The 22734-nt window shown below is 67.5% G+C and carries 21 protein-coding genes and 1 tRNA gene; 12 read left to right on the top strand and 10 right to left on the bottom strand.

Going from position 1 to position 22734, the window contains the following annotated elements:
- Positions 1-10: 10 nt before the first annotated feature.
- Positions 11-769, bottom strand: coding sequence for a GntR family transcriptional regulator (locus ACFPN9_RS02845; protein WP_066722968.1), 759 nt, complete (start codon positions 767-769; stop codon positions 11-13).
- 198 nt (positions 770-967) lie between these two features.
- On the opposite strand from ACFPN9_RS02845, the gene ACFPN9_RS02840 reads away from it, so the two are divergent.
- From ACFPN9_RS02840 to ACFPN9_RS02825, 4 genes are all read left to right on the top strand, one after another.
- Positions 968-2167, top strand: a complete 1200-nt coding sequence (locus ACFPN9_RS02840; RefSeq protein WP_066722965.1) for a mandelate racemase/muconate lactonizing enzyme family protein — start codon at positions 968-970, stop codon at positions 2165-2167.
- A 9-nt stretch (positions 2168-2176) separates the two neighbouring features.
- Positions 2177-2944: an SDR family oxidoreductase gene (locus ACFPN9_RS02835; protein ID WP_066722962.1), complete on the top strand. Its 768-nt coding sequence runs from the start codon at positions 2177-2179 to the stop codon at positions 2942-2944.
- Positions 2945-3085: 141 nt separating this feature from the next.
- Positions 3086-3637 (top strand): biliverdin-producing heme oxygenase, encoded by a 552-nt coding sequence (locus ACFPN9_RS02830; protein ID WP_066722959.1) that lies wholly within the window; start codon positions 3086-3088, stop codon positions 3635-3637.
- Position 3638: 1 nt separating this feature from the next.
- Positions 3639-6185: an HWE histidine kinase domain-containing protein gene (locus tag ACFPN9_RS02825; protein ID WP_066722957.1), complete on the top strand. Its 2547-nt coding sequence runs from the start codon at positions 3639-3641 to the stop codon at positions 6183-6185.
- A gap of 120 nt (positions 6186-6305) precedes the next feature.
- On the opposite strand, the gene ACFPN9_RS02820 is transcribed toward ACFPN9_RS02825, so the two are convergent.
- Positions 6306-6380, bottom strand: a tRNA-Gly gene (locus ACFPN9_RS02820).
- A gap of 209 nt (positions 6381-6589) precedes the next feature.
- Here ACFPN9_RS02820 and ACFPN9_RS02815 point away from each other — a divergent pair.
- The 4 genes from ACFPN9_RS02815 to ACFPN9_RS02800 all read left to right on the top strand — a co-directional run bounded on the left by ACFPN9_RS02815 (position 6590) and on the right by ACFPN9_RS02800 (position 10373).
- Complete coding sequence (locus tag ACFPN9_RS02815) at positions 6590-7129, top strand: prolyl-tRNA synthetase associated domain-containing protein (RefSeq protein ID WP_066722954.1); 540 nt, start codon at positions 6590-6592, stop codon at positions 7127-7129.
- A gap of 77 nt (positions 7130-7206) precedes the next feature.
- The gene (trxA, locus tag ACFPN9_RS02810) at positions 7207-8106 is read left to right on the top strand and encodes a thioredoxin (RefSeq protein WP_066722951.1); all 900 of its coding nucleotides are present in this window, start codon (positions 7207-7209) and stop codon (positions 8104-8106) included.
- Between the two features lie 16 nt (positions 8107-8122).
- Positions 8123-8794, top strand: a complete 672-nt coding sequence (locus ACFPN9_RS02805) for an LON peptidase substrate-binding domain-containing protein (RefSeq protein ID WP_066722948.1) — start codon at positions 8123-8125, stop codon at positions 8792-8794.
- 181 nt (positions 8795-8975) lie between these two features.
- Positions 8976-10373, top strand: coding sequence for an MFS transporter (locus ACFPN9_RS02800; protein WP_066722945.1), 1398 nt, complete (start codon positions 8976-8978; stop codon positions 10371-10373).
- A 122-nt stretch (positions 10374-10495) separates the two neighbouring features.
- Here the strand turns inward: ACFPN9_RS02800 and ACFPN9_RS02795 are convergent, their stop codons facing one another.
- From ACFPN9_RS02795 to ACFPN9_RS02765, 7 genes are all read right to left on the bottom strand, one after another.
- On the bottom strand, positions 10496-11932 hold the full coding sequence (locus tag ACFPN9_RS02795; RefSeq protein WP_066722943.1) for a homospermidine synthase: 1437 nt from the start codon (positions 11930-11932) through the stop codon (positions 10496-10498).
- Positions 11933-12063: 131 nt separating this feature from the next.
- Positions 12064-12891, bottom strand: coding sequence for a phosphodiesterase (locus tag ACFPN9_RS02790; RefSeq protein WP_066722940.1), 828 nt, complete (start codon positions 12889-12891; stop codon positions 12064-12066).
- Between the two features lie 173 nt (positions 12892-13064).
- On the bottom strand, positions 13065-14396 hold the full coding sequence (locus tag ACFPN9_RS02785; RefSeq protein ID WP_066722939.1) for an ABC transporter substrate-binding protein: 1332 nt from the start codon (positions 14394-14396) through the stop codon (positions 13065-13067).
- Positions 14397-14407: 11 nt separating this feature from the next.
- Positions 14408-15271 carry a carbohydrate ABC transporter permease gene (locus tag ACFPN9_RS02780; RefSeq protein ID WP_066722937.1) on the bottom strand — a complete coding sequence of 288 codons (864 nt, stop codon included), beginning with the start codon at positions 15269-15271 and terminating at the stop codon, positions 14408-14410.
- Positions 15268-16113, bottom strand: coding sequence for a carbohydrate ABC transporter permease (locus tag ACFPN9_RS02775; protein ID WP_066723058.1), 846 nt, complete (start codon positions 16111-16113; stop codon positions 15268-15270). Before ACFPN9_RS02775 ends, ACFPN9_RS02780 begins: the two co-directional genes overlap by 4 nt.
- A gap of 200 nt (positions 16114-16313) precedes the next feature.
- Positions 16314-16850: a GNAT family N-acetyltransferase gene (locus tag ACFPN9_RS02770; protein WP_066722935.1), complete on the bottom strand. Its 537-nt coding sequence runs from the start codon at positions 16848-16850 to the stop codon at positions 16314-16316.
- Between the two features lie 235 nt (positions 16851-17085).
- Positions 17086-18231, bottom strand: coding sequence for a type III PLP-dependent enzyme (locus tag ACFPN9_RS02765; protein ID WP_066722933.1), 1146 nt, complete (start codon positions 18229-18231; stop codon positions 17086-17088).
- Positions 18232-18797: 566 nt separating this feature from the next.
- On the opposite strand from ACFPN9_RS02765, the gene ACFPN9_RS02760 reads away from it, so the two are divergent.
- The 4 genes from ACFPN9_RS02760 (at position 18798) to ACFPN9_RS02745 (ending at position 22167) form a co-directional block, all read left to right on the top strand.
- Positions 18798-19010 carry a type II toxin-antitoxin system VapB family antitoxin gene (locus ACFPN9_RS02760; RefSeq protein ID WP_066722930.1) on the top strand — a complete coding sequence of 71 codons (213 nt, stop codon included), beginning with the start codon at positions 18798-18800 and terminating at the stop codon, positions 19008-19010.
- Complete coding sequence (gene vapC / locus ACFPN9_RS02755; protein ID WP_066722927.1) at positions 19007-19396, top strand: type II toxin-antitoxin system VapC family toxin; 390 nt, start codon at positions 19007-19009, stop codon at positions 19394-19396. The genes ACFPN9_RS02760 and vapC overlap by 4 nt, the downstream gene beginning before the upstream one ends.
- 117 nt (positions 19397-19513) lie before the next feature.
- On the top strand, positions 19514-21100 hold the full coding sequence (locus ACFPN9_RS02750; protein WP_066722924.1) for an OpgD/OpgG family glucan biosynthesis protein: 1587 nt from the start codon (positions 19514-19516) through the stop codon (positions 21098-21100).
- A 104-nt stretch (positions 21101-21204) separates the two neighbouring features.
- On the top strand, positions 21205-22167 hold the full coding sequence (locus ACFPN9_RS02745) for a glutathione S-transferase family protein (protein WP_066722923.1): 963 nt from the start codon (positions 21205-21207) through the stop codon (positions 22165-22167).
- A 106-nt stretch (positions 22168-22273) separates the two neighbouring features.
- Here the strand turns inward: ACFPN9_RS02745 and ACFPN9_RS02740 are convergent, their stop codons facing one another.
- Entirely contained in the window at positions 22274-22723 is a 450-nt protein-coding gene (locus tag ACFPN9_RS02740; RefSeq protein WP_066722921.1) for a Fur family transcriptional regulator, read from the bottom strand.
- Positions 22724-22734: the final 11 nt, after the last annotated feature.

Genomic DNA, 22734 nt, shown 5'->3' with positions numbered 1-22734 from the left:
TTGAAATCCGTCAGGGGGCGAGAAGGGGTTCGACGCTGCAGTCGAGCAGCGAGGGATCGAGCCGCGCCTCCATCTCGTCGAACATGGTCTCGACGAAAGCGATCAGCGCGTCGGAGGCCACGACAGCGCGTTCGACATGGCGGTTCGCGATCGCATTCAGCACGGCGAGATGATGGTCGATCGTGCCGGTGAGCCCCGGCTGCTCGGCGATATGCGTGTGGTAGAGGAAGCCGATGCGCCGGAACAGCGTGTGAAGCGGCCGCAGCGTGTGTTCAAGGAAGGGCTCGCCCGCCGCCGCCAGCACCATCTGATCGATGCGCCGGTCGAGGCCGTTGAACTCGGCCAGTGTCAGCCCGTCGCGCTTCTCGCGCAGCAGCCGCTCCATGTGCAGCAATTGGTTGCGATGGGAGGGTCCCGCCCGCTCGGCGGCGAGGCGGATCACGAAGCGCTCGATGTCGCGCCGCAGATGCAGCAGCACCCGCTCGCGGGCGAGATCGATCGGCGCGATCTGCAAACCGTGGCGCGGGCGGACGATGATGAGCGTATCGGCGGCGAGACGGTTGACGGCGTGGTGGACGGGCGTGCGACCGAATCCGGTCATCGCCTGCAGGTCCTGCATCGCGAGGAAGCGGCCGGGGGCCAGTTCGCAACGCACCAGCATCTCCTCGAGGCGCTGGTAGGCCAGCTCGAACAGGTTGACGCGATTGCGCCGCGCGGGGGCCGCATCGTCCGCATCCACCAAGGTCGGCCGGCCTGCGCCCTGCGCCATCTGTTTTCCTCCGACGAAGCTCGTTGGGCGACCCCGATCAGGCAGAGCCTAAACATATTGTGATATTTTACAAGCGGCCCTATGGTCTCGCGGTGCCGTCGTGGCCGTCTCGTCGGACGGCTGCGGCCGGCTGGCACTCATCAACGATGCTCAGCGGTTCGTGCCGCGGAAGAGCGTCCGCCGCCAGGGAGGCAGGCCTTGAAGATCACCGCCATCGAGACGCTGCGGACGGAGGAGTTCGCCAATGTGCTGTGGGTGCGCGTCCATACGGATGCCGGCATCATCGGCCTGGGCGAGACCTTCTATGGCGCGGGCGCCGTCGAAAGCCATCTGCACGATACGCTCGCCATGCGGCTGCTCGGCAAGGACCCGCTCCACATCGAGGCGCTGCACCGGGAGATGACGAACCTGCCGATGGCGCAGGCCTCGACGGGCGTCGAGTCGCGGGCGACCTCGGCGGTCGACATCGCGCTGTGGGACATCTTCGGCAAGCTCTGCGGCCAGCCGGTTCACCAGATGCTAGGCGGGCTGTGCCGTGACAGGCAGCGAATCTACAACACCTGTGCCGGCTATGGATATGTCCGCTCGCACAACATCAAGCCGGTCTCGACCTGGAATCTCGGGCTGAGCGAGGGCCCCTATGAAGACCTCCATGGCTTCATGAACCGCGCCGATGCGGTGGCCGAGAGCCTGCTAGAGAGCGGCATCACGGCGATGAAGATCTGGCCCTTCGACCCGGCCGCGATCGAGAACCACGGGCTGTTCATCACGCCCGAGCAGATGCGCAAGGCCTGTGAACCCTTTGAGAAGATCCGCAAGGCGGTCGGCGACAAGATCGAGATCATGGTCGAGTTGCACTCGCTCTGGAACCTGCCGACGGCGATCAAGATCGCCCGTGCGCTCGAGCAGTACGAACCGACCTGGTACGAGGATCCGATCCGGATGAACTCGCCGCAGGCGCTGGCGGAGTTTGCCCGCGCGACGACCGTCTCGGTCTGCGCCAGCGAAACGCTGGGCTCGCGCTTCCCCTACAAGGACATGCTCGACCGCGACGCGATGCACATCGTGATGGCGGACCTGTGCTGGACCGGCGGACTGACCGAAGGCCGCAAGATCGCGGCGATGGCCGACACCTATCACCGCCCCTTCGCGCCGCATGACTGCATCGGCCCGGTCGGGTTCATCGCGGCGATCCACGCCTCCTTCAGCCAGCCCAACACGCTGATCCAGGAATCGGTGCGCGCCTTCTACACCGGCTGGTACAAGGAGCTGGTCACGACGATGCCAACGATCGAGAACGGCTATGTCCTGCCGATGGAAGGCCCCGGCCTCGGCGTCGAGCTGCTGCCGGCCGTCTTCGAGCGCACGGACCTGACCGTCCGCCGCTCCAGCCTGTGAGGATGTGACATGACCAATCCCCTCTTCGACCTCTCGGGCAAGACCGCCCTCGTCACCGGCTCCTCGCGCGGGCTCGGCCGGGCCATGGCGGAAGGGCTGGCGGTCGCCGGTGCGCGCATCCTGATCAACGGCACCGATCCGCTGCGCGTCGCCGAGACGGTGTCCCAGTTCCAGGCGGCGGGACACGCGGCCGAGCCGGCCGCGTTCGACGTCACGGACGAGGCGCAGATCGTCCGGGCCTTCGACACCTTCGACGCTGCGGGCATCGCGGTCGACATCCTCGTCAACAATGCCGGCATCCAGTTCCGCAAGCCGATGGTCGAGCTCGCCACCGCCGACTGGCAGCGCGTGATCGACACCAACCTGACCTCGGCCTTCATGATCGGCCGCGAGGCGGCCAGGCGCATGATCGCGCGCGGCCATGGCAAGGTGATCAATATCGGCTCGCTGACCAGCGAGCTCGCGCGGGCGACGGTGGCGCCCTACACGGTCGCCAAGGGCGGCATCAAGATGCTGACGCGGGCCATGGCGGCGGAATGGGCCGAGGCCGGCATCCAGGCCAATGCGATCGGGCCGGGCTACATGATCACCGACATGAACCAGGCGCTGATCGACAATCCGAGCTTCGATGCCTGGGTCAGGGGCCGCACGCCGGCGCGCCGCTGGGGCAAGCCGGACGAGCTGATTGGCACGGCGGTGTTCCTAGCCTCGCCCGCCTCGAACTATGTCAACGGCCAGATCATCTATGTCGACGGGGGCATGTCCTCGGTTCTCTGAGCCACAGGGCGTTTGGAACTTTACCAAAGGTGAGGCATTTCTGAGGGGTAGCAGGTGCGGCTGGCCGCCCTGCCGTCCTCTCTCCGATCCCGGTCGGCGAGCCGGCATTTCTGAAGGCCTTCGCACGACCCGTTCCGCCCCATGCCCGCCTCCTCCTTCCGCTTTCTGCTGCGCGACCGGACGCGGCCCGCGCATGAGCGGCTCGACCGGCTCGTCGGCCCCATCGACAGCGAAGCGCGCTATGCGGCATTCCTGCGCGCCTCCTATGCCCATCGCGGTGCGGTCGAGGCCTATCTCGCCGGAGCCATCTGGCCGGCGGCTTTCGGCGCATGGCGGCCGGCGGTGCTGCTGCCGTTGATGCGGCGGGATCTCGCCGATCTCGGACTGGCGCTGCCCGACATCCGGCCGCTCGACCTGTCAAAAGACATCTCCAGCCTGATCGGCGTCGCCTACGTGCAGGAAGGCTCGTCGCTGGGTGCCCGCCTGATCGTGAAGATGGCCGGGCGCCTCGGCTTCGACGGGGCCCATGGTGCGCGCCATCTCGCCGCGCAGGCCGGCGGTCTCTCCAACTGGCAGAGCTTCGTCGGGATCATCGATGGCCTTTCGGGGGTCGATCAGGCGGTCGCGATCGAGGCGGCGGCCGCCGCTTTCGACCATGCTGCGGCGGCCATGAAGGGCAACGGATTTTCCTGAGATGGCGACCGTCGATCTGACGAATTGCGACCGCGAGCCGATCCATGTTCCGGGTAGCATCCAGACGCATGGCTGCCTGCTGGTCTGCGACGAGGGCGCGGTGGTCATCCGGCGCCAGTCCGCCAATGCCGCGGCCTTTCTGGGCCTGCCGGAACAGAATCTGGTGGGGCGGAAGCTCGAGGAGGTTCTGGGCGGGACGCCGGTCCACGAGTTGCGCAACGCCCTGTCCCGCTCGGGACAGCCGTCGCGGCCGGGGCTGATGCCGCGCCTGACGCTGCCGACCACGGGGCGGACCTTCGACATCAGCGTGCACCGCTTCAAGGGCAACGCCATCGTCGAATGCGAGTTGTCGACGCCGGACGGTCCGGCCTCGCCGCTGGAATTCGCACGGACACTGGTCGGCCGGCTCAGCCATGTCCGGACGCCGCGTGAGCTGATCGAGAGCGCGGCCCGGCTGTTGCGCGCGATCCTGCAGTACGACCGGGTCATGGTCTACCAGTTTGCCGCCGACGGCTCGGGCAAGGTCGTCAGCGAGGCCAAGCGCGGCGACCTCGAGAGCTTCCGCGGCCAGCATTTCCCCGCCAGCGACATCCCCCAGCAGGCCCGCCAGCTCTATCTGCTGAACCCGATCCGTCTGGTGTCGGATGCGAGCGGTGCCCGCCATCCGATCGAGCCCGTGCTCGACGAGTCCGGGCAGCCGCTCGACATGACCTATTCCCATCTGCGGAGCGTTTCGCCGATCCACTGCGAGTATCTGCGCAACATGGGCGTCGCGGCCTCCATGTCGGTCTCGATCATCGTCGACGGCGCGCTCTGGGGTCTGATCGCCTGCCATCATTACACGCCGCGCGCAATGTCGATGAATCAGCGGATCGCCGCCGAGATCTTCGGAGAGTTCTTCGCGCTGCAGCTCGGGTCCCTGACCCAGAAGCAGAAACTGGAGGCGGGAGACCGCGCCCGGCGCTTCCTCAAGGATCTGCTCGCCTCCTCCGTCCATACCACCGACATCGCGGCTTTCCTGCGCGGGCATCTCTCGTCCTTCCCGCAGCTCGTCGCCTGCGACGGCGTCGGCCTGATGCTCGACGGTGCGTGGTCGTCCTGGGGCCGGGTCCCGCCGGCCGAGGCAATACCGCCCTTGGTGGCCTTTCTCGGCCAGGTTTCGCCGGGCGCCGTCCATGCGACGGATTGCCTGTCGGAGGAGGTGCCGGCCGCGCGCGCCTTCGCCACTGAGGCGGCCGGGGTGCTGGCGATCCCGCTCTCGCAGCTGCCGCGGGACTATCTGCTGCTGTTCCGGCGCGAACTGGTGCAGACGGTCGAATGGGGCGGCGATCCCAACAAGACCTACAGCTCCGGCCCGCTCGGCGACCGGCTGACGCCGCGGCAGAGCTTCGCCGTCTGGAAGCAGACGGTCGAGAACCGCTCGCTGCCCTGGACGCAGGTGGAGCGGGATCTCGCCGAATCGGCGCGGGGTGCGCTGATCGAGGTGGTGCTGCGCCAGGGCGAGTTGCTGTCGGAAGAGCGCGGCAAGACCGAAGCGCGCCAGAAGATGCTGAATCAGGAGCTCAACCACCGGGTCAAGAACATCCTCTCGGTGATCCGCTCGATCGTCTCCTATCCGGTGCAGGACGAGACGGCGATCCGCGCTTATGTGCAGACCATCCAGGGCCGCATCGACGCGCTCTCGCTCGCCCATGACCAGGCGACGCTCGGCGCGGGCGGCGGGGCGCTGCGGGAGCTGTTCGAGGCCGAACTCGCGCCTTATCTCGGCAATGGCCAGCGCATCGCGATCGCAGGGCCGCCGGCGGCCCTCGAGCCGCGCGCCTTTTCGGTGTTGGCCCTCGTCATCCACGAACTCGCGACCAACGCCGCGAAATATGGCGCCTTGTCGCGCGAGAGCGGGCGACTTTCGGTCGATTGGGCGCGCTCGGCGACCGGCGACTGCGAGATCAGCTGGCGCGAGAGCGGCGGTCCGCGCGTCGCCGCTCCCCAACGGACCGGTTTCGGCAGCGCGCTCGTCTCCCGCAGCATTCCCTTCGATCTCGGCGGACGCAGCGACATCAGCTTCGAGCCGACGGGCGTGGTGGCATGGCTGAGCATTCCGGCCGCCTTCCTGTCGTGGCCGGACGCGGCTGCAACCTCCGAGCCATCGGCACCCGTGGGGATGCCGGAGAACGGGCCTTCGCCGGTTGAGGGGAAGTCCGTGCTGCTGCTGGAGGACCAGTTCCTGATCGCCATGGATGTCGAGGAGATGCTGCTGTCGATGGGCGCAGCGAGCGTCTCGATCTGCGCCAGCGTTGCCGAGGCGATGAGCCTGCTCGAGCACGGGCTGCCGGATATCGCCGTGCTCGACGTCAATCTCGGGGCGGAGACCTCGGAGCCCGTGGCCCGCCGGCTGGTGGCAGCGCGGCGCCCCTTCATTTTCGCGACGGGCTATGATGACGGCTCGCGCCTGCCGATCAGCGACCACCCGGCGCCGGTCGTCCGCAAGCCCTATTCCACCGCCGCCCTCAGTGCCACGCTGCGTCAGGCGCAACTCGGCCTGAGCTGAAGGCGCTGCGGGGGCGACACCGGGCGCTTTGCCGCCTGGGTCGGAGACCGTCGCGGGCCCCAAAACGCAAAAAGCGCCGGGAAGCCCGACGCTTGCGACAGTCTCGAAGGCTGCATGTCCTGGAGCGGGAGAAGGGATTCGAACCCTCGACCCCAACCTTGGCAAGGTTGTGCTCTACCCCTGAGCTACTCCCGCATCAGGACATCGGCGCGGCGTTTCCGCCGCGGAGGCCGGCTTATTGCCCCAAAGCGGCGCGCAGTGCAAGCGCCTTGTTGCAGCCTCGTCATCTTTTTCGGGATGGCCCCGAGATGACCCGATTTCGGCCTTCGCCGCGCGCTTGTGGTGGCGGTTGCGGCGGGTTACGCAGCCCGCCAACGCTGTTTCGAGGCCGGACCCGCCGCTCCATGTCGCCGACCATCCCCGCCACACCCCTGACTCCCGAGCAGCTCTGCGCGCATCTGGACGAGCGCGGGATCCCCTATGTCCGCGTCGATCACGAGGCGGTCTTCACGGTGGCCGAATCGCAGGCCCTGCGCGGCACGCTGCCGGGGTTGCATTCGAAGAACCTGTTCGTGAAAGACAAGAAGGGCCGGCTCTTCCTGGTCTCGGCCCGCGAGAATGCGCGCATCGATCTCAAGCGCCTGCACGAGACGATCGGCGCGAGCGGGCGGCTCTCCTTCTGCTCGGCGGAGGTGCTGATGGACAGGCTCGGCGTGACGCCGGGCTCGGTCACTGCGCTCGCCGTCATCAACGACCGCGAGGGCGCGGTCACGATGGTGCTCGACCGGAACCTCGCCACGGGCGAGCCGGTGAACTTCCACCCGCTGATCAACACCGCGACGCTGCGGCTCGCGCTGGACGATCTGCTGGCCTTCCTGCGCGAGACCGGCCACGATCCGATGATCGTCGATTTGCCGGTTCCCGCCGATGGACAGAACGACTGATCCTCCCCATCTATGGGCTGGCTGCGGGCGCGGCCGGACCACCCCTTTTCCGATCTGCGTGCGATGAAGGACGACCCATGCTGGTCAATGGCGATGCGGCCGAGCAACCCGGCCTGATCAAGGACACGAGCACCCAGGGCTTCCGGCAGGACGTCATCGCGGAGTCGATGAAGCAGCCGGTTCTGGTCGATTTCTGGGCGCCCTGGTGCGGGCCCTGCAAGCAGCTCACGCCGGTGATCGAGAAGGTCGTCAAGGCGGCGCGCGGCAAGGTGCGCCTCGTCAAGATGAACATCGACGAGTACCCGGAGATCCCGGGCCAGCTCGGTATCCAGTCAATTCCTGCCGTCATCGCCTTCAAGCAGGGACAGCCGATCGACGGCTTCATGGGCGCCCAGCCCGAGAGCCAGGTGAAGGCCTTCATCGAGAAGCTCGTCGGCGCGATGGGGCCCGGCCAGACCGAGGAGCTGATCGCGGCGGCGAAGGCCGCGACCGAGGCCGGCGACGCGGCCGGCGCCAGCGAACTCTACGCCCATGTGCTGGAGCTCGAGCCCGACAACATCGCGGCGATCGCAGGGCTGGCGAAGCTGCATCTCGATCTCGGCGATCTCGAGGGGGCGACGGGCATCCTCGGCATGGTGCCCGAGGCGAAGGCCGCCGATCCCGCGGTCGCGGCCGTGCGCGCGGCCATCGAGCTGGCACAGCAGGCCGCCTCGCTCGGCGACACGGCCGAGCTGGAGGCGAAGGTCGCCGCCAATCCGAAGGACCATCAGGCCCGTTTCGACCTAGCGCTGGCGCTGAATGCGCGCGACCGGCGCGAGGAGGCGGTCGATCATCTGATCGCCATCATCAAGGCCGACAGGGCCTGGAACGAGGACGGCGCGCGCAAGCAGCTGCTGCAGTTCTTCGAGGCCTGGGGTCCGATGGACGAGCACAGCATGGCGGGGCGGCGCAAGCTCTCCACCCTGTTGTTCTCCTGAACGCGAGGAGCGGCCGATGGGCATGAACGCCGTCTACAAGGGACCGGAAGATTGCCCGGCCGTGGTGCCGGTCTTCCCGCTCGGCGGCGCACTTTTGCTGCCGCGGGGGCAGATGCCGCTGAACATCTTCGAGCCGCGCTACATCGCGATGATCGACGATGCGATCCGCACCCATCGCGTCGTCGGCATCGTCCAGCCGGAGCCGGAGAGCGGCCGGCAGGCGGCGACGCCGCCGCTGCTGCAGGTCGGCTGCCTTGGGCGCATCACACAGTTCGCCGAGACCGGCGACGACCGTTACATCCTGACACTGACGGGCATCGCGCGCTTCCGCATCGCCGAGGAGCTGCCGGTGACGACGCCTTACCGCCAGTGCCGCGTCGGCTATGACGACTATCTGATCGACTTCACGGCGCGCGCCGGCGAGGATGCGGTCGACCGCAACGCGCTGCTCAAGGCGCTGCGGGCCTTCGCCAAGGCGAGCGAACTCAAGATCGACTGGAAGGGCGTCAACGAGGCCCCCAATGAGGCGCTGGTCAACGCGCTCTCGATGATGTGCCCCTTCGGTCCGCGCGAGAAGCAGGCCCTGCTGGAGGCGCCGACCCTGAAGGAGCGGGCCGAGGTGCTGGTCGCGATCACCGAGATCGAGCTGGCCCGCAGCGGCGGCGATCCCGAGACGACGCTGCAGTGAACGTCTCCCGGTTTCCCTGTCCTCGCCGTCATTCCGGGCGACCCAAGGGAGACCCGGGACCCATTCCTGAGCTTCCCAAAACCAGCGTTCTGGAATGGATCCCGGATCTCCGCTGCGCTGCGTCCGGGATGACGGCGCTGTTGGGCTCGGGTGCTGAAGCCTCCAACGGTTGGTGGTGTCGATGAACGCGGTCATCGAGACGGCGGCCATAGCACCCGCCCATTATCCCCCCCGCCGAGCCGTCACAGCCTGGCTGTTCTTCGACTGGGCGGCGCAGCCCTTCTTCACGCTGATCACAACCTTCGTCTTCGCGCCCTTCTTCGCCGCGGCGCTCGCCGCCGATCCGGCGCAGGGGCAGGCGCTGTGGGGCTATGCCACGGGCTTCGCCGGCCTGTGCATCGCGCTGCTCTCGCCGCTGCTCGGCGGCATCGCCGACCGGACCGGGCCGCGCAAGCCCTGGATCGCGGTGTTCGGCGCGATGCTGGTGCTGGGCTCGGGCGCGCTCTGGTTCGCGGTGCCGGGATCGCCCTGGGCGGTGCCGATCGCGCTGACGGGCTTCGTGCTGGCGACGATCGGGGCCGAGTTCGCGACCACCTTCAACAATGCGATGATGACGCGGCTGGTGCCGCCGGAGCGGCTGGGCTGGCTCTCGGGCACCGGCTGGGCGATCGGCTATCTCGGCGGGCTGATCTCGCTCGGGCTCACGCTGGCGCTGCTCGCGGCCGATCCGCTCACCGGCAAGACGCTGGCCGGGCTGGCGCCGATCCTCGGGCTGGATGCCGCCGCGCGCGAGGGGGACCGTTTCTCCGGGCCGCTGACGGCGCTGTGGTTCATCGTCTTCGTCGCGCCGATGTTCCTGTTCACGCCCGACACGGTGCGCTCGGGGCTGAGCCTGCGCGAAGCGGCGGAAGGCGGCGTCGGGCGGCTGATGGCGACCCTGCGCGAGCTGCCGCGGCTGCCCTCGCTCGGGCGCTTCCTGCTCGCAAACATGGTCTATCAGGATGCTCTCGTGGCGCTTTTCGCCTTCGGGGGCATCTATGCCGCAGGCGTCTTCGGCTGGCAGACGATCGAGATCGGCGTGTTCGGCATCCTGCTGACGGTGACGGGCACGTTCGGCGCCTGGATCGGCGGCCGGGTCGATGACGCGATCGGCGGCAAGACGGTGGTGCTGGGCTCGATCGCCTGCCTGCTGCTGGCTTGTGTCGGCATCCTGTCGCTGGCGCCCGATCGGATCCTGTTCGTGATCGAGGCGGCGCCGGCGACGTCCGGCGACGGGCTGTTCGGCTCGCTGCCGGAGAAGGTCTATCTAGGCTTAGGGCTTCTGATCGGACTCGTCGCGGGGCCGCTGCAGGCCTCCTCGCGCAGCCTGATGGCGCGGCTCGCGCCGCCGGAGCGCGTCGGCGAGTTCTTCGGGCTGTTTGCCCTGTCGGGGAAGGTGACGTCGTTCCTGGGGCCGACGCTGGTGGCGCTGGCGACCACGGTGTTCGCCAGCCAGCGGGCTGGGCTGGCCGTGCTGATCCTGTTCTTCCTCACCGGCGGGGCGCTGCTGGCGGGGGTTAGGGTACAAAGGCCGAAGTGACGGGCGAGGCCCTTGCCGTCATGCTCGGGCTTGTCCCGAGCATCCACGTCTTGACCGCCGCCCTCGACCAGCGAAGACGTGGATGGTCGCCACAAGGGCGACCATGACGGCGTCGGATGCTCTCAGCGAACCAGAATGTTCCGGAACTGCCAGGGATCGCTCTCGTCGATGTCTTCCGGGAAGAGGCCTGGGCGGCCATCGAGCGGGGTCCAGTCGGTATAGTAGCCGTTGACCGGGCCGAGATAGGGCATCTGGATCTCGAGGCAGCGGTCGAGATCCATCTCCTCGACCTCGACGATGCCGGCGTTCGGATTCTCCAGCGCCCAGACCATGCCGGCGAGCACGGCCGAGGTGACCTGCAGCCCGGTCGCCGTCTGGTAGGGGGCGAGCTTGCGGGTCTCTTCTGTGGAGAGCTGCGAGCCGAACCAGTAGGCGCCCTTCTCATGGCCGTAGAGCAGCACGCCCAGTTCATCGATGCCGTCGATGACCTCCTCCTCGTCGAGGATGTGATGCTCCTCCTGCGGGCGGCCGGCATTGCCGAACATTTCGTGCAGGGAGAGCACCGCGTCATTGGCGGGGTGGTAGGCGTAATGGCAGGTCGGCCGATAGATCGCCTTGCCGGTCTCGTCGCGCACCGTGAAATAGTCAGCGATCGAGATCGACTCGTTATGCGTCACGAGGAAGCCGTGCTGGGGACCCGGCGTCGGGCACCAGCTGCGGACCTTGGTCGCGGCGCCCGGCTGCATCAGGTAGATCGCCGCCTGCGAGCCGGTCTCGTGGGTGCGGGCGTTCTCCGGCATCCACTTCTCATGGGTGCCCCAGCCGAGTTCGGCCGGCTGGACGCCCTCCGAGATGAAGCCCTCGACCGACCAGGTGTTGACGAACACGCCCGGTGGCTTGGGGTTCTTCGAGCGCTGCGTGTCTCGCTCCGCGATGTGGATGCCCTTGACGCCGACGCGCTGCATCAACGCGGCCCACTCCTCGCGGGTGGTCGGCTGCGGCACGTTCAGGCGCATGTCGGCGGCGATGTTCAGCAGGCCCTTCTTGGCGAGCCAGGAGGCCATGCCGGGATTGGCGCCGCAGCAGGAGACGGCGGTCGTCGAACCGGGCGGGCGGGCGCGCTTGGCGGCGAGCGTCATCTCGCGCAGCGCATAGTTCGAGCGCTCGCCCGGGCCCTTGGTCTCGTCGAAATAGAAGCCGAGCCAGGGCTCGTTGACCGTGTCGATATAGAGCGCGCCGAGGCTGGAGCAGAGCTCCATGATGTCGCGCGAGCCGGTGTCGCAGGAGAGGTTCACGCAGAAGCCCTGCCCGCCGCCGGCCGTCAGCAACGGCGAGAGCATGGTCTTGTAGTTCTCGAGCGTCACGGCTTCGTGGATGAAGCGGATGCCCCGCTCGTCGAGGAGGTGGCGGTTCTGGTCGTCGGGCGCGATGACGACGAAGCGGCTCTTGTCGAACTTCAGGTGCCGTTCGATCAGCGGCAGCGTCCCGCGGCCGATCGAACCGAAGCCGATCATCACGATCGGGCCGGTGATCTCTCCATAGACGGGCCAGGTGCTCATTCTCGGGTTGTCTCCTTGGGATCAGCGGTGTTGGGGGTGGCCGCGCGGAGCCACCCCGGCTCCTAGGGGGGAAGCGTCCCCCAAGTCAAACATCAACCGCACAAGCGGTCGCCGCTGCGCCCTCGTGACGTCTAGTGGCTGCCGGGATAGTCGGCGTCGAGAACGAAGGGGTAGGGGCCGGGCGAGCGTTCGACGAAGGCCGTGTGCGTGACGAAGCCGGCGCCCTCGCGGAAGGAATGGAGCAGATAGGCCGGCGGCTCCATGTGGAAGGTCGAGGGGCTCGCCTCCGAGAGGTCGAGCGTGACGGCGTGGGTCACGCTCGGCGCGATCTGCGCGATCGTGCCGGCAAAGCGCGTCACGATCGGCCGGTGGTGGTGGCCGCAGAGAATGCGCTCGATATTGGGATGACGCGCGACGATCGCCGCGAACTCCTGCGCGCCGTCGAGGAGGCGGATCGCATCCATGTGGCGGATGCCGCAGTCGAAGGGCGGGTGGTGCATGAAGATCGCGACCGGCTTGCCGTCGGCTTCCGTCAGAGCCTTTTCGAGGAATGCGAGCCGCGTCGCGCAGAGCGCGCCGGCGCTCTTGCCAGGCAGCAGCGTGTCGAGGCCGATCAGGCGCATTGGGCCATAATCGGCGACGAACTGGACGAACCCGCCGTCGAGAACCTGGCGGGAATCGAGCGAAAGACCCGCGGTCAACGTCTCGCGGCGGTCATGGTTGCCGGGCACGAGCAGAACCGGGATGCCGAGCCCGTCGAGCATGGTGCGCAGCAGCGCACATTCCTCGGCCAGCCCGCAATCGGTGAGATCGCCGGTGATGACCAGCAGATCGGGCCGGGGCGAGAGCCGGGCGACGACATCGAGCGCGCGCTCGCTCAGCGCATTGGTCTCGGAGACGCGATAGGCGGGCTTGCCGCGCGGGCGGATATGCAGGTCGGTGATCTGGGCGATGAGCATGGCGGTGTCCGGATGCGACCTCCCCGTCATGCTCGCCCTCGTGGCGAGCATCCCCGTCTTGCGACGGCGAGGAGGAAAGACGTGGATGGTCGGGACAAGCCCGACCATGACGGTAGAAGGCGGTGATGAGGGTCATCCCCGGCTCGAGGCCGGGCATGACGTCGAACAAGCGTTCAGTTCGTCGGCAGCTTCAGCGCGGTCTGCTCGACGTAAGGGCGCATGATCTCGTCGGCGCCCTTCTGCGCGGCGACGAGGGCCTCCTTCGGCTGCTTCTTGCCCGAGAGCACGGCGGCCAGCTCGTCCTCGATCGCCTTGCGGACGGGGACGGTCTTGTAGGTGGCGAACCACGGCTTGGCGACGGCGAGCTGGCTCACGGCGATGCCGGCGTCGGGGTTCTTGGCGAGGAACTCCTTCATTTCCGGCAGGTCATAGGCGGCCTTGTTGGGGGCGAAGTAGCCGGTGGCGCGGCTCCACCAGCCGGACTTCTCAGGGCTCGTCATCCAGTTGATCAGCGTCCAGGCGGCCTTGCGGCGCTCGCCCTCGACGCCGGTCGGAATCACCAGCGAGGCGCCGCCGATCGGAACCTCGTTCTTCACGTTCTTCGGCACGAAAGCGACCTTGTAGGGGAACTTCGCGTTGTTGCGGATATGGGTCAGCGAGCCGGTCGAGAGCAGCATCATCGAGGCCTGGCCGGAGAGGAAGGCCGAGGAGACGGCGCCGCCCGCCTGCACGCCGGCCGGATGCACCTTGTGCTTGGCGATGAGGTCGGACCAGAAGGTCAGGGCGCCGAGCATGGAGGGGGTGTCGTAATAGACCTCGCCGCCGTAATCGACATTGAACCACTGGCCGCCATTGGAATGGGTCAGGGCCTGCAGGATCCAGCCGCCGTAGTCGTAGTTCGACGGCATCATCATGCCCCAGCGGGTGACGCGGTCTCCCTCGCGCTTGGTCAGCTTCTTGGCGGTGGTGACCAGCTCTTCCCAGTTCGTCGGCAGCTTGTCGGGATCGAGGCCGGCTTCCTTGAGATGGTCGGTGTTGACGTAGAGCAGCGGCGTCGAGTTGTGGAAGGGCACGCCGTAGACCTGCCGGTCGAGGACGGCGTTGCCGTGCAGCGCGTCGAAGAACTGGCCCATGAACTGGTCGTTGGTCTTGCCGTCGGCCTTGATCAGGCCGTCCATCGGCTGGATCTCGCCCTCGATCTTGAGGTCGAGCAGGAAGTTCGCGGACATGATGACGGCCGCCGGCGGCTTGCCGGCCTTCATCGCGGCGCGGGTCTTGATCAAGGTCTCGTCATAGGAGCCGGTGTAGACCGGGGTCGCCTTGATCGAGGGGTTCTTCTCGTTGAACTCCTTGATCATCGCGGCCATGTCGCGGGCGAGCTGGCCGTCGACGGGGACGGGGAAGAACAGTTCGATCTCGGTCGGCGCCTGGGCGAAGGCCGGCGAGAGCGCGAAGCTCGCGGCGAGCGCGGCGCCGGCGAGGACGTTGCGTCTGGTGGTTGTCATGGTGGCTTCCCTTACTTGATGCCTGAGGAGACGAAGGAGTTGACGAAGGCGCGCTGGAACAGCGCGAAGGCGATCAGCAGCGGCGCGCTGACCAGGAGCGTCCCCGCCGCGATGACGCCCCAGGCCTGTGCGCCCTCCGCCCCGCGGGTGAAGGAGGCGAGACCGACGGTGAGCGGGCGTAAGTCCGGCGAGTTGATCACCATCAGCGGCCAGAGGAACTCGTTCCAGTGGGCGGTGACGGAGACGATCGAGAAGGCGACGAGCGAGGGCTTCGCCAGCGGCAGATAGATGAAGCCGATGCGTTGGAAGACGCTGGCGCCGTCGATCAGGGCGGCGTCCTCGAGTTCGCGCGGGATCGCCCGGAAGGCCTGGCGCATCAGGAAGGTACCGAAGGCCGAGGCGAAATACGGCGCCATCACGCCGAGCAGGCTGTCATAGAGGCCGAGCTGCGCGATCGTCGTCAGATTGGGGACGATCAGCACGACCGGCGCCAGCATGAGCTGGAGCAGGAAGAGATAGAAGCAGACGGTGCGGCCGGGAAATTCGAGCCTTGCGAAGGCGTAGCCGGCGAGCGTGATGGTCACGATCTGCACGGCGAGGATGCCGAGGCTGATGATCGCCGTGTTCAGGCCGTAGCGCGGGAAATCGGCCGAGGCCCAGGCCTCGCGGAAGTTGGCCAGCGTCGGGATGTAGGACGGCACCAGCGACGCCATGCCGGCGCCGACGCTTTCCGGATTGAAGGCCGCGACCAGCATCCAGAGGAAGGGCACCATCCAGAGCGCCGCGATCAGCAGCGTCGCGGCATAGCCGAGCTTCGGCGTGATCTCGCCGGTCGAAACGCCGGTGCTGGCGTGGCTCATGCTCGCGGCGCTCATGGCTCCTTCTCCCCGAAGGAGCGTTCGAGCGTGCGCAGCGAGGAGGCGGTGACGACGAGCAGCAGCGCCAGCATCACCAGCGTGCCGGCGGCGGCGCGGCCGGCGTCGTAGTTCTCGACCGCCTGCTGGTAGACATAGAACAGCAGCAGATTGGTGGAGTCGGACGGGCCGCCCTTGGTCAGCACGAAGACATGGTCGACCTGCGTGACGACGTTGAGCAGGCCGATGACCAGCACGAAGCCGATGGTCGGCTTGAGATAGGGCAGGGTGACGTAGCGCAGGCGCTGCCAGGGGCCGGCACCGTCCAGGATCGCGGCCTCATAGGCGTCGGCCGGCACGGCCTGCAGCCCGGCGAGGAAGAACAGCATATAGTAGCCGGCGTTCTTCCAGATCGTCAGCGCCATGATCGACCAGAGCGCGACATCGGGATCGCCGAGCCAGTTGGGGCCGGAGAGGGCGAGCTTGGCGAGATGGTAGTCGAGCAGCCCGACATTGGGCAGGAACAGGAACAGGAAGATCGAGGCTGCCGCGACCAGGGGAATCAGCACGGGCAGGAAGAACAGGGCCCGGAACAGCGCATTGACCCGGCTCGACCGCGCCAGCGCCATGGCGAAACCCAGCGCCAGGACGAGGCTCGGGATCACCGTCCCGAGCGCGTAGACGAGGTTGTTGCCGAGCGCCTTGCGGAAGGCGGGATCGGCGAAGAGCTTGAGGAAGTTCTGCGCGCCGATGAAGGTCTGCGGGCCGCCGACGCGGGCCTGACCGTGCAGCGACTGCCAGAGGACCTGAACGACCGGCCAATAGGTGAAGAGCGCCAGGAACAAGAGCGAGGGCGCCAGCATCGCGAAGGCGAGCAGGGTCGCAGGGCGCGGCCGCCAGCGCGGCGCGCTCCAGTCCCTCGTCTTGCCCGCTGTCAGAACCGCCTGCGCCATGGACCTCCCCTTCGGGCGGGGTCATGGCGGGCGGGGACGACGGAGCGGCTACGTTTCGATGACGGATGCGTGACGGCCCCTGCGAAACGCCGTGGCCGCCACCTTTATCCTCAGGCGGCGCGGCGCGCGGGCTCAGCGGCCGGCGAGGCCTCGGTCGGACGGCCGGTGGCGACGAGAACGCCGCTCGCGCCCGCCAGCGCGCCGTCGCGCAGTTCGAGGCCGAGGAAGCGCTCGCGCTCGACCGGGCCGGGCATGGCGAGATCGCGGGCGAGATCGCCCGAGAAGCCGAAGCGCTCGTAATAGGCGGCGTCTCCGACGAGCAGCACGGCGCCATGGCCGCGGCAGGCGGCGCGCCAGATCGCTTCCCGCATCATGGCGCGGCCGAGACCTTCGCCTTGCAGCTCGGGCGCGACCGCGAGCGGGCCGAGCAGGAGCGCGGCCTTGCCGCCGGCCTCGACATGCCAGAGCCGCACCGTCGCCACGACGATGCCGTCGCGCTCGGCGGTCAAGGCCAGGCCTTCAGCCGGCAAACGACCCTCGCGGAGGCGCTCGCTCGACTTGGCGGTGCGGCGCTCGCCGAGGCAGCGGTCGAGCAGCGCCTCGCGGGCGGGGACATCGGCAGCGATTTCGTCGCGGATCGTGATCATGACGCACCTCCGGCCGGAGCGCCTGCGCGCAGCAGACCTTCCCGGCGCCGCGCGAACGCGGCCACAAGCAACAGGGATGTGGGGAAGAGGGTCCGGCGGGAGCCACGTCCGCCGCGCTTCCTTCTGGACGCGCGGACGCTCCGCCCGAAACCGCGGGCGGCCTGCCGATGACGGCAGGGCGCTTTGCCGGACCCGATGGTGGAGGGGCGCGGGTTAAGGCCGCGCCCCGATCACGTCAGATGACGTACTGCTTCAACGGCGGGAAGCCGTTGAAGGCGACGGCCGAATAGGTCGTCGTATAGGCGCCCGTGCCCTCGATCAGCAGCTTATCGCCGATCTCGAGGCTGAACGGCAGCATGTACGGCGTCTTCTCGTACATGACGTCGACCGAATCGCAGGTCGGGCCGGCCAGTATGCAGGGCACCGTCGCATCGCCGTCACGGGCGCTGCGGATCGGGTAGCGGATCGCCTCGTCCATGGTCTCGGCGAGACCGTTGAACTTGCCGATGTCGAGATAGACCCAGGCGACCTGATCGTCCGCGGCCTTCTTCGAGATCAGGACGACCTCGGTCTCGATCAGGCCGGCATTGCCGACCATGCCGCGACCCGGCTCGATGATCGTCTCCGGGAGCTGGTTGCCGAAATGCTTCGACAGCGCCTGGAAGATCGCATCGCCATAGGACGGCACGCCCGGGATCGGCTTCAGGTAGCGCGCCGGGAAGCCGCCGCCGAGGTTGACCATCGACAGCGAGAGCCCACGGGTGGCGCATTCCTTGAACACCGCCGAGGCCGAGGCCAGAGCGGAATCCCAGGCGTTCACATTCGCCTGCTGCGAGCCGACATGGAACGAGATCCCATAAGCGGCCAGGCCGAGGCGATGGCCGTGCTCCAGCACGTCCGCGGCCATTTCGGGCACGCAGCCGAACTTGCGCGAGAGCGGCCAGTCGGCGCCGGCGCCGTCGCAGAGGATGCGGCAGAAGATGCGCACATCCTTCGCGCCGGTGGTACCGGCCGATCGGGCGACCTTCTCGACCTCGGCCGTGCAGTCGACGGCGAAGAGGCGCACGCCGAGCTCCATGGCGCGGGCGACGTCGCGCTCCTTCTTGATCGTGTTGCCGAAGGAGATGCGATCAGCCGTCGCGCCGGCCGCGAGGGCGAGCTCGATCTCGACGACCGAGGCGCAATCGAAGCAGGAGCCGAGCTTGGCGAGCAGGGCCAGCACCTCCGGCGCGGGATTCGCCTTTACGGCGTAGAAGACGCGCGTGTCGGGAAGGGCCCGGGAGAAGGCATGATAGTTCTCGCGCACGACATCGAGGTCGATGACGACGCAGGGCCCATCCTCGCGGCGGGTACGAAGGAACTCACGGATGCGCTCGGTCATGAGACGCGACTCCCTCCGGCGCAATCGGCGCCGATGCGACATGAAGCCGGCTTGATTCGATCGGGCGATTGGCGACGCGTTGGAAACGCCGCACATCACCGAACGAAACGTCCGGACCCTGGTAACCGTCGCTTGGGGAGACCCCGCACGCCCGGCAATGAAGGACAAGCCTCTTCGGTGCTGGTCTTTGGAGGACCAGCGAGACCAAAAAAAGCCCGTTCCGTCGTTGCTTTAAGCTGCGTCCCCCGTGGAGATTCGGGGTTCGCCGGTTTCGCCTCCGGCTGCCAGTCGCTGTTCGGTGACAGTTCCCCGGAGAAGGGAACCGGGAGCGTGATTTGAGGGGATATCCATCCCCCTCCATCCGTCTCCAACACCTGGCGGCTGTCCGGCCTCTTGTCCGGATGCCCACCGACCGGCACGCGGCCACAGGCACGTGCGAATTGGGTAAAGCGCATATACGGATGATGGCCCCCCGCTACAAGAGGTTTTTTGGGGTGCGGGGTCAAAATTGCGGACGAGATCGTCGATGTGTATGGTGTTGCCGGTTCATACACAGAGGGGCAGCGATGCGCACGAATATCGACATCGACGACGCTCTTCTCAAGGAGGCGATGGAGGTGACGGGGCTGCCGACCAAGAAGGCGACCGTCGAGGAGGCGCTGCGCCGACTCGTCAAGAACGCCGAACTGCGCCAGGTGATCAGCGATATGCGCGGTCTGGGGTGGGAGGGCGATCTCGACGAGATGCGCACGGACAGGCCCGCCGACCATCGCTCATGATCGTGGTCGACAGCTCTGTCTGGATCGCACAGCTGCGTGCGCAAAGCAGTCCATCCGTCGCCGCGCTGTCAGGGATGCCGTCGCCGACGCGGATCATCGTTGGCGATCTGGTCCTAATGGAGGTTCTGCGCGGCGCCCGCGACGAGCGCCACGCCGAAAGTCTCGAGTGGGCAATGCGCCGCTTCAGGGTCGAGCCGATGGTCGATGTGTCGCTCGCGCTGGCCGCCGCCCGGCATTCGCGCTTTCTGAGGGGGCGGGGAGTGACCATCCGCAAGACGATTGATCTCCTGATCGCCACCTTCTGCATCGAGCGCGGCCATGCCCTGCTCCATCAGGACCGGGATTTCGACCTGATGGCGCTGCACCTGCCGCTGACCATCGCGTAGCGCGAGCGAATTCTCCGTTCTTTCCGGCCCTAGACCGGCCCCATTTCCTCGCCTAAGTCACGGGCGTGCAAGCCTTCGGCGGCCGTCATCCGGCGGTCGCCAGACCACGGATCCGTCATGTCCACGATCGACCGCCGCCGCGTCCTGGCGGGGCTTTCAGCCGCCCTCGGTTTTTCGACCGCGCCCTCGGCCCTTCTGGCGCAACAGCCCGCCCCGCCGAGCGATGCTTCGGCCGAGCCGCCGCAACCGCGCTTCGGCTTCGAGAACGTCCTGCAGCGGGCGCGCGAGATCGCGGCGGTGCCCTATGATGCGGGGCCGACGCTGCCGGAGCCGCTGTCGCGGCTCGATTTCGATGCCTGGCGGGACATCCGCTTCCGGCCGGAGCGGGCGTTGCTCGCGCAGAACGGCAGCCCCTTCCGGATGCAGATGTTCCATCCCGGCTTCCTGTTCACGCGCCCGGTCGTGGTCAATGTCGTGCGCGACGGGGTGGCGACGCCGGTGCCCTATGCGGCCAATCTTTTTGACTATGGCCGGGTGCGCTTCGACAAGCCGCTGCCCGTCAATCTCGGCTTCGCCGGCTTCCGCCTGCATTACCCGCTCAACGATCCGCGCATCTTCGACGAGCTGATCTCCTTCATCGGCGCCAGCTATTTCCGCGTGCTCGGCCGCGAGCAGCGCTATGGGCTGTCAGCGCGCGGCCTCTCGATCGGCGCCGGCGTGCCGGGCGAGGAATTCCCGATGTTCCGGGAGTTCTGGGTCGAGGCGCCGGCGGCGAATGCCGAGCGGGTCACGGTCTATGCGCTGCTGGATTCGCCCTCCGTGACCGGGGCCTATCGCTTCCACATCTATCCGGACGTGGACGCCGTCGTCGATGTCGGGGCGACGCTGTTCCCGCGCAAGCCGATCGACAAGCTCGGCCTGGCGCCGCTGACCTCGATGTTCTTCACCGGCGAGAACGACCGCCGCTTCCACGACGATTTCCGGACCGAGCTGCATGATTCCGACGGGCTGATGATCCATTCCGGCACGGGCGAGTGGATCTGGCGGCCGCTGCGCAATCCGCGGCAGCAGGCCATCTCATCCTTCGTCGAGCGCAATGTCCGCGGCTTCGGCCTGATGCAGCGCGACCGTGTCTTCGAGCATTATCAGGACCTCGATCTGAACTACGAGCTGCGGCCCTCCTATTGGATCGAGCCGCAGGGCGACTGGGGCGAGGGCGTGGTCGAGCTGATCGAGATCCCGACGACCGACGAGACCAACGACAACATCGTCGCGCTCTGGGCGCCGAAGACGCCGCTGGAGCCCGGCCGCGAGTTCTCCTTCGGCTACAAGCTCACCTCGATGATGGATTCCAGCGACCTGCATCCGGGCGGGCGGATCATCAACACCTATCAGGCGAAGCCCAAGGCGCTGGGTTCGGGCGAGCCGGTCAATGCCGGCGCGCGGCGCTTCATCGTCGATTTCGCGGGCGGTGACCTCGACTATCACCTGAAGCAGCCGGAGAAGGTCGAGATCGTGCCGTCGATCGCCTATGGCCGGATCGATCGTGCCTTCATCGTGCCGAACCCCAAGACCAGCGGCTTCCGCGCCTTCATCGACATTGTCGTCGAGCCGGGGCAGTTGGCGGAGATGCGCGCCTTTCTCCGGAGCGGCGACAAGACCCTGACGGAGACCTGGAGCTATCCCTGGCGGGCCGAGAGCTGAGCGCGCCACCGGCGGGGCCGGCATCCGGGCAGCGGAACGAGGCCTGACCTCCAGGGTTTGTGAAGCGGGCCGGAGCGGCTCTGACGGAACCGAGGAGATTGCGCATGGGCCTGCTCGTCGACGGAGAATGGCGCGACCAGTGGTATGACACCGCCAAGAGCGGCGGGCGTTTCCAGCGCCAGGACAGCGCCTTCCGCAATTGGGTCACGGCCGACGGCTCACCCGGGCCGAGCGGCGAGGGCGGCTTCGAGGCCGAGCCCGGGCGCTATCATCTCTATGTCTCGCTCGCCTGCCCCTGGGCGCATCGCGCGCTGATCTTTCGCGCGCTCAAGGGGCTGGAGGCGATGATCGACGTCTCCGTCGTGCACTGGCTGATGCTCGACCAGGGCTGGACCTTCGCGGAGGGGCCGGGCGTGGTGCCGGACCCGATCGGCACGTCGCGCTACCTGCACCAGGTCTATACGCGGGCCGATCCGCGCTACACCGGCCGCGTCACCGTTCCCGTGCTGTGGGACAAACGGCAGGGGACGATCGTCAACAACGAATCCTCCGAAATCATCCGCATGTTCAACAGCGCCTTCGACGGCGTTGGTGCCAAGCCCGGCGACTACTATCCGCAAGCGCTGCGCGGCGAAATCGATCAGCTGAACGAGCGCATCTATGGCACCGTCAACAACGGGGTCTACAAGGCCGGCTTCGCGACGACGCAGGAGGCTTACGAGGAAGCCGTCGGCCCGCTGTTCGAGACGCTGGACTGGCTGGAAGAGCGCCTCGACGGCCGCCGCTTCCTCACGGGTGACGCCGTCACCGAAGCCGACTGGCGGCTCTTCACCACGCTGATCCGCTTCGACGCCGTCTATGTCGGCCATTTCAAATGCAACATCCGGCGCATCGCCGACTATCCGCGGCTATCTGCCTATCTGCGGCGGCTGCTGGCGGTGGAGGGCGTCGCGGAGACGATCGATTTCGGCCACATCAAGCGGCACTATTACGAAAGCCACCGCACCATCAATCCGACGGGGATCGTGCCCGTGGGGCCGGATCTGTCGGCGCTGGTCGGAGTCTGAGACCAGACCGTCATTCTCGGGCGTAGCGAAGCGACGACCCTAGAATCTCCTGACTGGAAAGCGCTGGTTTCCGAGAGGGTCGGGTCAAGCCCGACCATGACGCTCTCTAGGCCTTCTTACCCCGGGCGCCCGGCCGCTTCTTACGACCGTAGAGCTCGAGCCGGTGGCGGACGAGTTCGTAGCCGAGTTCGGCGGCGATGCGGCGCTGCAGCTCCTCGATCGCGTCGGAAGAGAACTCGATCACCTCGCCGCTTTCGACGTCTATGAGGTGGTCGTGATGCTCCTGATCGGCATGTTCGTAGCGCGAGACGCCGTCCTCGAAGGCGTGGCGCTCGATCGCGCCTTGCGTCTCCAGCACCTTCATGGTGCGATAAACCGTTGAGAGCGAAAGCGTCGGATCAACGGCGAAGGCGCGGGTGAAGATGCCCTTGGCGTCCGGGTGGTCGTCGGCCTCCGCGAGCACGCGCAGGATCAGCCGGCGCTGCTGCGTCATCCGCAGCCCGGCATCCCGCAGCTGGCCCTCGAATCCGGCCACGCGCTGTTCGACTCCCGTCATGATGCCGGCAT

Source organism: Allobosea massiliensis (genome assembly GCF_042655245.1).
Taxonomy (GTDB): domain Bacteria; phylum Pseudomonadota; class Alphaproteobacteria; order Rhizobiales; family Beijerinckiaceae; genus Allobosea; species Allobosea massiliensis.
This window is presented reverse-complemented; position numbering and strand designations above follow the sequence as displayed.